General features: G+C 67.4%; 9 protein-coding genes and 1 tRNA gene. 3 read left to right on the top strand and 7 right to left on the bottom strand.

All coding sequences use genetic code 11. From position 1 onward, the window contains the following. Positions 1-214 precede the first annotated feature (214 nt). A complete protein-coding gene (locus tag ABDJ40_RS19035; RefSeq protein WP_269629934.1) occupies positions 215-553 on the top strand; it encodes a hypothetical protein in 339 nt (112 codons plus the stop codon). Between the two features lie 113 nt (positions 554-666). Here ABDJ40_RS19035 and ABDJ40_RS19030 read toward each other — a convergent pair. The 6 genes from ABDJ40_RS19030 to petA all read right to left on the bottom strand — a co-directional run bounded on the left by ABDJ40_RS19030 (position 667) and on the right by petA (position 4979). Further along, a tRNA-Thr gene (locus tag ABDJ40_RS19030) sits at positions 667-742 on the bottom strand. Between the two features lie 94 nt (positions 743-836). Next, the gene (locus ABDJ40_RS19025) at positions 837-1397 is read right to left on the bottom strand and encodes a ClpXP protease specificity-enhancing factor (RefSeq protein WP_347611964.1); all 561 of its coding nucleotides are present in this window, start codon (positions 1395-1397) and stop codon (positions 837-839) included. A gap of 12 nt (positions 1398-1409) precedes the next feature. After that, the gene (locus tag ABDJ40_RS19020; RefSeq protein ID WP_183103385.1) at positions 1410-2027 is read right to left on the bottom strand and encodes a glutathione S-transferase N-terminal domain-containing protein; all 618 of its coding nucleotides are present in this window, start codon (positions 2025-2027) and stop codon (positions 1410-1412) included. 142 nt (positions 2028-2169) lie between these two features. Then, complete coding sequence (locus ABDJ40_RS19015; protein ID WP_347611962.1) at positions 2170-2940, bottom strand: cytochrome c1; 771 nt, start codon at positions 2938-2940, stop codon at positions 2170-2172. A 21-nt stretch (positions 2941-2961) separates the two neighbouring features. Further along, the gene (locus ABDJ40_RS19010; RefSeq protein ID WP_347611961.1) at positions 2962-4362 is read right to left on the bottom strand and encodes a cytochrome b; all 1401 of its coding nucleotides are present in this window, start codon (positions 4360-4362) and stop codon (positions 2962-2964) included. Positions 4363-4382: 20 nt separating this feature from the next. Continuing rightward, entirely contained in the window at positions 4383-4979 is a 597-nt protein-coding gene (petA, locus tag ABDJ40_RS19005) for a ubiquinol-cytochrome c reductase iron-sulfur subunit (protein WP_269629939.1), read from the bottom strand. A gap of 238 nt (positions 4980-5217) precedes the next feature. Between petA and mscL the strand changes: the two genes are divergently transcribed. Both mscL and ABDJ40_RS18995 read left to right on the top strand, forming a co-directional pair. Continuing rightward, positions 5218-5655, top strand: a complete 438-nt coding sequence (mscL, locus tag ABDJ40_RS19000; protein WP_269629940.1) for a large conductance mechanosensitive channel protein MscL — start codon at positions 5218-5220, stop codon at positions 5653-5655. A 151-nt stretch (positions 5656-5806) separates the two neighbouring features. Next, positions 5807-8353 (top strand): DUF1631 family protein, encoded by a 2547-nt coding sequence (locus tag ABDJ40_RS18995; RefSeq protein ID WP_347611959.1) that lies wholly within the window; start codon positions 5807-5809, stop codon positions 8351-8353. A gap of 112 nt (positions 8354-8465) precedes the next feature. Here ABDJ40_RS18995 and pdxA read toward each other — a convergent pair whose 3' ends face one another. Continuing rightward, on the bottom strand, positions 8466-9503 hold the full coding sequence (pdxA, locus tag ABDJ40_RS18990) for a 4-hydroxythreonine-4-phosphate dehydrogenase PdxA (protein ID WP_347611958.1): 1038 nt from the start codon (positions 9501-9503) through the stop codon (positions 8466-8468). Between the last annotated feature and the right edge of the window lie 6 nt (positions 9504-9509).

Here is a 9509-nt window from a genome sequence, read left to right as displayed (position 1 = left end):
CCATCTCGGGGCGCAGCGGCCACTTGCAAGGCCCATCGCGACAGCCCCAGGCGCGGCGCCCGACCTGGGTCGCAGGAGGCGCGGGAGGGATCAGCCCGAAAGGCCCGCCAGGCAGCTGGACCAGGGCGGAGGACAACCGGCGGAGTTTAGCATCCGGCTCCCCTCCCCTTGCGTCCGGACGCCCGCCCCGCCCTCCGGGTCTACACTGAGCGCCATGCGCAGAACCGACGCCCCTCCCGCCCCCAAACCCGGCGGCCCTGCGGTGCCCGACCCCACGCCCATCAGCCAGGCGCTGGCCCAGCACCAGGGTCTGGCGCGCCTGGGTCTGCTGATGCAGGAGTCACAGCGGCGCATGGCCTTGGTGGCACCCGCCTTGCCCGGCGCCATGACCCGCTTCGTCAAGCCCGGCCCCATTGACGAGGACGGCTGGACCTTGCTCGCCGCCAATGCCGCCGTGGCCGCCAAGCTGCGCCAGTTGCAGCCTCGGCTGGAAGCCCGCCTGCAGGAGCAGGGGCTGCAGCCCAGCCGGGTGCGGATCAAGGTGCAGGGCTGAAGCCCCGTTCGGCCATTTCTGGCCATGTGCCAGCACCCGCCTCTGGCCAGCACTGGCCCCTTTCGGCGCCACAAATAAAAACACAGGCGCGAGGCCTGTGTCTTCATGGGGTCTGGTGCCGGCTATCGGATTCGAACTGATGACCTACCGCTTACAAGGCGGTTGCTCTACCAACTGAGCTAAGCCGGCTTTCGTGAACGCCCGGGACCGGAGTCCCTGGCAGGCGCGCATTGTAGGGGCAATTCGAAGGCTTGCTCACCTGTCGCAGCGCACCCCGCAGTCCTCACTTGATGCGCTTGAGCGTGGGGCGCGAGCCCGGACCGTCGCCCGGCCCCGGGTCCGGCCCTTCGCCCGAGGACTCCGGCGCCGCGACCTCAGGAGTGGACTCGTCCGCCCCCTGCACCGCGGGCGCCGGCGCCAGGCGCAGGCCCGCGGAGGCAGGCTTGGACGCCGGCTTCGGCACGGCACTGGGCGCGGGCTTCACCGCCGTCGCATCCGTCTCGACGGAAGGCGCGGGGAAGGCCATGCCCTGCCCGTTCTCACGGGCATAGATGGCCACGACATGGTCCACCGGCACGATGATCTCGCGCGCCACGCCGCCGAAGCGGGCCTTGAACTGGATGAACTCGTTGCCGAGGTCCAGGCCATTGGTGGCATCGAAGCCCACGTTGAGCACGATCTCGTTGTTGCTGACGTACTCCAGCGGCACCTGCACCGAACGGTCGACCTGCACCGCGATGTAGGGCGTGAAGCCGTTGTCGGTGCACCAGTCATGCAGGGCCCGGATCAGATAGGGCCTCGTGGGGGTGCCGGTGGGTGCGCCACCGTCAGGGGTCTGGTCCATGGCAGTAGCGACTTACTTGCGCATCACCTTTTCCGAGGGCGTCAGCGCCTCGATGTAGGCGGGGCGAGAGAAGATGCGCTCGGCGTACTTCAGCAGCGGCAGGGCGTTCTTGGACATGTCGATGCCGTAGTAGTCCAGGCGCCACAGCAGCGGGGCGATGGCCACGTCCAGCATGGAGAAGTCGTCACCCAGCATGTACTTGTTCTTCAGGAAGATGGGCGCCAGCTGGGTCAGGCGATCGCGGATCTGCGAACGGGCCTTCTCCAGCTGCTTGTCCGTCGGCTTGACGGCCTGGCCGCGGTTCTCCAGCACATTGACGTGGGCGAACAGCTCCTTCTCGAAGTTCAGCAGGAACAGGCGCACGCGGGCACGGGCGACGGGGTCGCCGGGCATCAGCTGGGGATGCGGGAAGCGCTCGTCGATGTACTCGTTGATGATGTGCGACTCATACAGGATGAGGTCACGCTCGACGAGGATGGGCACCTCGTTGTACGGGTTCATCAGCGCGATGTCTTCCGGCTTGGCGAACAGGTCGACGTCACGGATTTCGAAGTCCATGCCCTTTTCAAACAGCACGAAGCGGCAACGGTGCGAGTAGGGGCAAGTGGTTCCAGAATAAAGCACCATCATGGCGGCGGACTCCTGAGTTCAGGTCAACAATCGATTCCGTGTGCCCGACATGGTAGCGGCACACAAAAGGCAAACGCAGTGGGTGCCCGCAAAGGCCTCCCACTGCGCAACAGGGCCCGGCTGGCGGCCAGGGCCCGAAGGTTTACTTCACATCCTTCCAGTAGGACGCATTCAGGCGCCAGGCAAACAGCGTGAAGATGCCCAGACCCAGCAGCACCAGCACACCCAGGCGGAAACGCTGAGCCTGCGCCGGCTCGCCCATCCACTGCAGGTAGGCGACCAGGTCACCCACGGCGCTGTCATAGGCGCGTGCGTCCATGGTGCCGGGGGTCAGCTGCTCGAAGCCCTTGAAGACGTGGACCTTCTTGGTGTGGTCATGCGGGTCGGCTTCCTCGACGAACTTGGCGGCACGCTGGCCCTGCATCTCCCACAGCACATGCGGCATGGCGACGCTGGGGAAGGCCAGGTTGTTCCAACCGGTGGCCTTGGTCTCGTCGCGGTAGAAGGTCCGCATGTAGGTGTAGAGGTAGTCGGCGCCGGAGCCCTTGGCGCCGTCAGCGCGCGAGCGGGCGATCACGGTCAGGTCCGGCGGGGTGGCGCCGAACCAGTCCTTGGCCTGCTTCGGGTCCAGCGAGACCTTCATGACGTCGCCCACCTTCTCGGTGGCGAACATCAGGTTGCCCTTGATCTGCGCTTCGGTCAGGCCGATGTCCCGCAGGCGGTTGTAGCGCATGAACGCGGCCGCATGGCAGTTCAGGCAGTAGTTGACGAAGATCTTGGCGCCGTTCTGAAGGGACGCCACGTCCGTCATCTTTTCCTTGGGGAACTTGTCCCACTCCATGCCGCCGGTGTTGGCCATGGCACCCGAGGCCAGGCCCAGACCGATCAGCAGCGTAGCGATGAATTTCTTCATGAGATGCAACTCCTGGACTGATCAGTGGGGGTGGAAGGTGACGCGGTCAGGCACAGGCTTGAACACGCCTTGCTTGCTCCACCACGGCATCAGCAGGAAGAAACCGAAGTAGTACAGGGTGCCGATCTGGGCGACGAGGGTGCCGATCTCGGTCGGGGGCTGGATGCCGAGGTAGGCCAGCACCAGGAACACCACGACGAAGATGCCGTACACGTACTTGTGCCAGTCCGGGCGGTAGCGGATCGACTTGACCGGGCTGTGGTCCAGCCAGGGCAGGAAGAACAGGATCACCACGGCGCCACCCATCACGACCACGCCCCAGAACTTCGCGTCGAAGGTCTTGAGCAGGAAGATGGCGACGGCGGCGATCACCAGCGTGGCGATCTTGCCCTTGCCGGAGAACGTGCCCTTCAGCACGGCCAGCACGGCACCCAGGCCCACGATCACCGACAGCACGTTGACCATCACGTCGGTCGTGGCGCGCAGCATCGAGTAGAACGGCGTGAAATACCAGACCGGCGCAATGTGCGGCGGGGTCTTCAGCGGGTCGGCCGGGATGAAGTTGTTGTACTCCAGGAAATAGCCGCCCAGCTCAGGCGCGAAGAAGATGATGGCCGAGAACACCATCAGGAACAGGCCCACGCCGTAGATGTCGTGCACGCTGTAGTAGGGATGGAAGGGGATGCCGTCCAGCGGGCGGCCCTGCGCATCCTTCTTGGCCTTGATCTCGACGCCGTCCGGGTTGTTCGAACCCACTTCGTGCAGCGCGATGATGTGCGCCACCACCAGGCCCAGCAGGACCAGGGGCACGGCAATCACATGGAAGCTGAAGAAGCGGTTCAGGGTGGCGTCACCGACGACGTAGTCGCCGCGGATCATCAGGGCCAGGTCGTTGCCGACGAAGGGCACGGCAGCGAACAGGTTCACGATCACCTGGGCGCCCCAGTAGGACATCTGGCCCCAGGGCAGCAGATAGCCCATGAAGGCCTCGGCCATCAGGCACAGGAAGATGGCGCAGCCGAAGATCCAGACCAGCTCGCGGGGCTTGCGGTAGGAACCGTACAGCAGGCCGCGGAACATGTGCAGGTACACGACCACGAAGAAGGCGGAGGCGCCCGTCGAGTGCATGTAGCGGATCAGCCAGCCCCAGGGCACGTCGCGCATGATGTACTCGACCGAGGCGAAGGCCACGGCGGCATCCGGCTTGTAGTGCATCACCAGGAAGATGCCGGTGACGATCTGGATCACCAGCACCAGCATGGCCAGCGAGCCGAAGATGTACCACCAGTTGAAGTTCTTCGGAGCGTAGTACTCCGACATGTGCTCCCGGTACATCTTGCTGAGCGGGAAGCGGTTGTCCACCCAGGTCAGCAATTGCTCGCCCACGGACGCGCCCGCGGGAGCTTCTTTGAATTCAGCCATATCGACCTCTGTCCTCTCGCTTAGGCAGCCTTGTCTTCACCAATCAGAAGCTTGGTGTCGGACAGGTACATGTGGGGCGGCACCTCGAGGTTGTCGGGTGCGGGCTTGTTCTTGAACACGCGGCCGGCCAGGTCGAAGGTCGAGCCGTGGCAGGGGCAGAGGAAGCCGCCGTTCCAGTCATCGGGCAGCGAGGGCTGCGGACCGGCCTGGAACTTGTCGGAGGGAGAACAGCCCAGGTGCGAGCAGATGCCCACGCCAACGAAGTACTCGGGCTTGATCGAGCGGTAGCCGTTCTTGGCGTAATCAGGCGTCGGGTAGGCGGTGCGCTTGGAGTCCGGATCAGCCAGTTGCGGATCGTTCTTCTTCAGGGCTTCCAGCTGCTCGGGCGTGCGGCGGACGATCCAGACCGGCTTGCCGCGCCACTCCACCGTCAGCTTCTCGCCCGGCTTCAGGCTGCTGATATCGACTTCCACGGCTGCACCGGCAGCCTTGGCGCGCTCGGACGGCGCGAAGGTACTGACAAAGGGCACGGCGGTCGCGACGCCGACACCGGCACCGGCGCAACTCGTGGCAATGAGCCACGTGCGCTTGCCTTGATCCACTTGCTGGTCACTCATGAGGGTCCTCAAAGGAGACTTCTGATCGGGAGCAACCGCGGATTCTAGCGGACGCCCACCCCCACCCTGACTTGATGCACCTCCGGGAATACGCAAATCGTCTCGCCAAGGCATCAGTTCGGCGCTACCGCAGGCATCAGCGACGGAAATCCCCGTGTTTGGCCCGATTTGCGACGCCTGCAAACGTAGACAATAGCGCCACAACACAGCCGGGATCCTCCCGCAGGAGTAGATGAAGATGGGAATGCTGAGCGAGTTCAAGGAGTTTGCCGTCAAGGGCAATGTGGTGGATCTCGCCGTGGGCGTGATCATCGGCGGCGCCTTCGGCAAGATCGTCGACTCGATGGTCAAGGACCTGATCATGCCCCTGGTGGGCAAGGTCGTCGGCGGCCTGGATTTCTCCAACTACTTCCTTGTGCTGGGCAATGTGCCAGCGGACTTCAAGGGCCCGCAGACCTACGAGGCCCTGACCAAGGCCGGGGTGCCGCTCTTCGCCTACGGCAGCTTCCTGACCGTTCTGCTCAACTTCATCATCCTGGCCTTCATCATCTTCATGATGGTCAAGCAGATCAATCGCCTGAAGCGCAGCGAGCCTGCAGCGGCCCCCGCGGCCGAGCCGGTGACCCCCGAGGACATCGTGCTGCTGCGCGAGATCCGCGATTCGCTCAAGCGCTGAGAAAGCCTTCACGCCTGCCGGCCCGGGAATTGCGGTACCGTGCCTTCCGGCGCGTGCAGGCTGCGCTTGGTCACAACATGAGTCCTCAAATCCACGGATACTTGGCAAGCGTCGTGTGCCCTGACGTGGCGCGCGCCCGGCCCCCTCGTCCATGAACCAGCCCGAGTCACGACTCAACCCGCATCTCGAAGCCGCCTTCCAGCGCGTCCGGGCAGCCGCCGAGCAGGCGGCTGAGCGCTGCGCCGAAGGCCTGGGGCTGGCGGCGCTCTCGGCCGGCTATGCCAAGCGCCGCGACGCGCTGCTGGCCGCCCAGTACCTGTTCCGCGAGAACCTGCCGAAGTTCATCCAGGAGTTCCAGGCCAGCCTGCGCCGCCAGATGGCCGGCGAGCAGCGCGACAAGGCCGCCCCCGCCGCCAAAAAGGCCTGGGGCGAGCTCTCGCTGATGGACGACGAGCAGGTCGATGCCATGGTCGCGGCCGATCGCATCGGCATGGCCATCGGCCACCAGAGCGAGTGGGAGCTGCGGGACGTCGAATCCTTCCTGGCCGGCCTCAGCTCGTCCGAAGGCGGTCTGGACCGCAACCCCCTGCGCCCCGAGCTGATCGCGCAGGCCTTGCTGGACGGCATCCACAGCCTGACCGAGGAGCAGGACATCCGCCAGGCCTTGGTCGACGAGCTCACCCGCGCCTTCACCACGGAGATGCGCGCCTGCTACGCCGACATCGCCACCCTCTTCCGCAACCGCGGCCTGCGCCAGCAGGACCTGCGCGTGCGGGCCATGAACCCGGCCGGTGCGATGGGCGGCATGGGCGGCCCCAACAGCGTGGCCGGCGACCTCGGCGGCCCCATCGGCAACTCGCGCTTCGGTGGCCTCGGGCCGGCGGGCCAGAGCGGCTTCGGCGGCGTGGGCACCTATGGCGCGCCGGGCTATGGCGCGCCCATGCAGGGTGGTGGCTTCGGCGGCGGCATGAATGTGCCCAGCGGCTACGGCACGGGCGTTGGCGGCTATGCCCCGGGCTATGGCGGCGGCTATGCGCCGGCGGGCGTGATGGGCAGCGTCGACCCCCAGCTGATGGACCTGCTGCGGCGCCTGTCCAGCCTGCCCATGCCGGCAGGCAGCGGCATGACGGGCACCCTGACGGGCGGCATGGGCTCCGGCTTTGGCGGCAGCACGGTGCCGGGCACCCTGACCGGCGGCGCCGCAGGCAGTGCCGGCATGCCACTGGGTGCCGGGGAATGGGGCGACGACACCGTCCCGGGCGGCGCCCTGCCCCTGCCCCCCAATCTGATCCACCTGCACCGCGACGCCCTGCGCCAGGCCGCCACCGGCTCCCTGGATCACATGGTGATCGACGTGGTGGGCAGCCTCTTCGACCACATCCTCTCCGATGCCAAGGTACCGCCCCAGATGGCGCGCCTGCTGGCCCAGCTGCAGCTGCCCGTGCTGCGCGCCGCGCTGGGGGACAACACCTTCTTCTCCTCGCGCCGCCATCCGGTGCGCCGCTTCATCAACCGCCTGGCCTCCCTGGCCTGCGCCTACGACGACTTCGCCGAGTCCCCGGGCAAGGAATTCCTGGAGCATGTGCGCGCCCTGGTCCATGACGTCAGCGGCGGCGACTTCGAGCGCATCGAGATCTACGAACAGAAGCTCGACGACCTCGAGGCCTTCGTCAGCGCCCAGACCGCCGAGGTGCTGCAGGCCCACGGCGATGCCGCGGCCCTGGTCGAGCGCAAGGAAACCGATCTCCGCCTGCAGCAGCGCTATGCCAAGCAGCTGGCCCAGAACCTGGCCAAGGTGCCCATGCCGGATTTCCTGCGTGAGTTCCTCTCCCAGACCTGGAGCGGTGCGATCGTGCAGGCCTCCCGCCACGAGGGCGGCAGCGTGGACCGCGAGAAGCGCTTCCGCCAGTTCGGGCGCGACCTGGTCCTGAGCGTGCAGCCCAAGGCCCCGGGGCCGCAGCGTCAGGCCTTCCTGAGCGCCCTGCCCCGCATGATGCAGACGCTCAACGAGGGCCTGGACCTGATCGCCTGGCCCGAGGCCCTGCGCAAGCCCTTCATCGGCCAGCTGCTGCCTGTGCATGCCGAATCGCTGAAGGGCCAGGGCCTGTCCGCCCTGGACTACAACCTGCTGGTCAAGCAGCTGGAGGCGGTCTTCGGCATCGAGGCCCCCAAGGAGCAAGACCTGCCCCCGGTGCAGCCGGACGAATTCCGGGACACCGAATCCGGCGAGGTCGACATCGACCTGGCCCAGGGCCTCAATGCCAAGGAAGCGTCCAGCCTGGGCCTGGTCCAGGAGGCCTCGGTGGACTGGAAGGGCGAGGTCGACATCGACATCACCGCCCAGGAGGCCCCCCTGCAGGCCGTGGACATCAGCATCGACGGCCTGCCCTCCGCGACCGAGGAGCCCGAGCCCAGCTCCGGCGTCCTGCTGATCGACCACCTCCAGCTGGGTTTCGCCTACCAGATGAACACCGGCGAGCACTGGCGCAAGGTGCGCCTGGCCCACATCAGCGCCGGCCGCAGCTTCTTCATCTTCACCCAGGGCCACAAGCACCAGCAGACGGTCACCATGACCGCCCGCATGCTGCGCAAGCTCTGCGAGACCGGCCGACTGCGCGCCTTCGAGAACGCCTACCTGCTCGAGCGCGCCACCGCGCGTGCACGCAAGCAGCTGGCGGCGCTCAATACCCAGCAGTGAGTCGGCGGCGGGGCGACTGGCGTCGCCCCCCTGCGGCGCTCGATCAGGACCTCAGAGCCGCCTGATCCGTGCACGTGGTCCCCCCACCCCTGCCGAGGCGGAGCCCTCGCGCTCAGGCACCGCAGAGCTGCCACGCCATCCGCAACGCCGCCCGCATGCTCGCCGGATCGGCCCGGCCCTGGCCGACGATGTCGAAGGCCGTGCCATGGTCCGGGCTGGTGCGCACGAAGGGCAGGCCCAGGGTGACGTTGACGCCCTGCTCCACGCCCAAGTACTTCACGGGGATCAGGCCATGGTCGTGCGTCATCGCCACGACCACGTCGAAGGCGCCCGGGTGATGCGGGGGCGCGTGGCGGGCGCGCATGAAGATGGTGTCCGGCGGGAACGGCCCCTGGGCGTCGATGCCTTCGGCGCGGGCCGCGGCGATGGCGGGGATGATCTCCCGGATCTCTTCGTCACCGAACAGGCCGCCTTCGCCGGCATGCGGATTCAGGCCCGCCACCGCGATGCGCGGCGCCGCGAGGCCGAAGCGGCGCAGCGAGTCCTGGGTGATGCGCAGGGTCTGCAGCACGGCTTCCCGCGTGACCTGCTCGATGGCGCGGCGCAGGGACACGTGGATGGTCACCAGCACCGTGCGCAGCTCCTCGTTGGCCAGCATCATGCGCACCGCAGGCGGCTCGGCACCCGGCGCGGTGGCCAGGGCCTGCAGCATCTCCGTGTGGCCGGGAAATGGCACGCCCGCCGCATGCAGGGCCTCCTTGTGGATGGGCGCGGTGACGATGCCGGCGCCCTGCCCCGCCTGCACGGCGGCCACCGCCGCCTCGATGCAGCACGCCGCGGCTGCACCAGCCTGGGCACTGATCCGCCCCAGAGGCTCGTCCACCAGCCCCGGGGGCAGGCCCGGCGGCTGCCACACGGGCAGACAGCGCACGGGCGCGCCCGCGGCCTCCGACGGATCGTCCAGCAGGGCCACAGGGCGTTCCAGGCCGGCCAGGCGCAGGGCCCGGCGCCAGACGGCGGCGTCGCCCACCAGGCACAGGGGGCGGGCGCCAGGCGCGGTCTGTTCGGCAGCCCAGGCTGCCACGGCGACTTCGGGACCGATCCCGCAGGCATCGCCCTGGGTGATCAGCAAGGGCTTGAGATGGCTCATCGCTCG

It is taken from the genome of Roseateles flavus, assembly GCF_039872765.1.
In the GTDB taxonomy this organism is placed as follows: Bacteria; Pseudomonadota; Gammaproteobacteria; order Burkholderiales; family Burkholderiaceae_C; genus Roseateles_B; species Roseateles_B flavus.
Note: the sequence above shows the minus strand (reverse complement) of the source record. Positions and strands in the feature narration are given on the sequence as shown.

Coding starts and splice junctions, on each gene's coding strand:
- petA (WP_269629939.1), bottom strand. CDS start 4,979: ATGAGTGACCAGCAAGTGGATCAAGGCAAGCGCACGTGGCTCATTGCC.
- ABDJ40_RS19025 (WP_347611964.1), bottom strand. CDS start 1,397: ATGGACCAGACCCCTGACGGTGGCGCACCCACCGGCACCCCCACGAGG.
- pdxA (WP_347611958.1), bottom strand. CDS start 9,503: ATGAGCCATCTCAAGCCCTTGCTGATCACCCAGGGCGATGCCTGCGGG.
- ABDJ40_RS18995 (WP_347611959.1), top strand. CDS start 5,807: ATGAACCAGCCCGAGTCACGACTCAACCCGCATCTCGAAGCCGCCTTC.
- mscL (WP_269629940.1), top strand. CDS start 5,218: ATGGGAATGCTGAGCGAGTTCAAGGAGTTTGCCGTCAAGGGCAATGTG.
- ABDJ40_RS19015 (WP_347611962.1), bottom strand. CDS start 2,940: ATGAAGAAATTCATCGCTACGCTGCTGATCGGTCTGGGCCTGGCCTCG.
- ABDJ40_RS19035 (WP_269629934.1), top strand. CDS start 215: ATGCGCAGAACCGACGCCCCTCCCGCCCCCAAACCCGGCGGCCCTGCG.
- ABDJ40_RS19010 (WP_347611961.1), bottom strand. CDS start 4,362: ATGGCTGAATTCAAAGAAGCTCCCGCGGGCGCGTCCGTGGGCGAGCAA.
- ABDJ40_RS19020 (WP_183103385.1), bottom strand. CDS start 2,027: ATGATGGTGCTTTATTCTGGAACCACTTGCCCCTACTCGCACCGTTGC.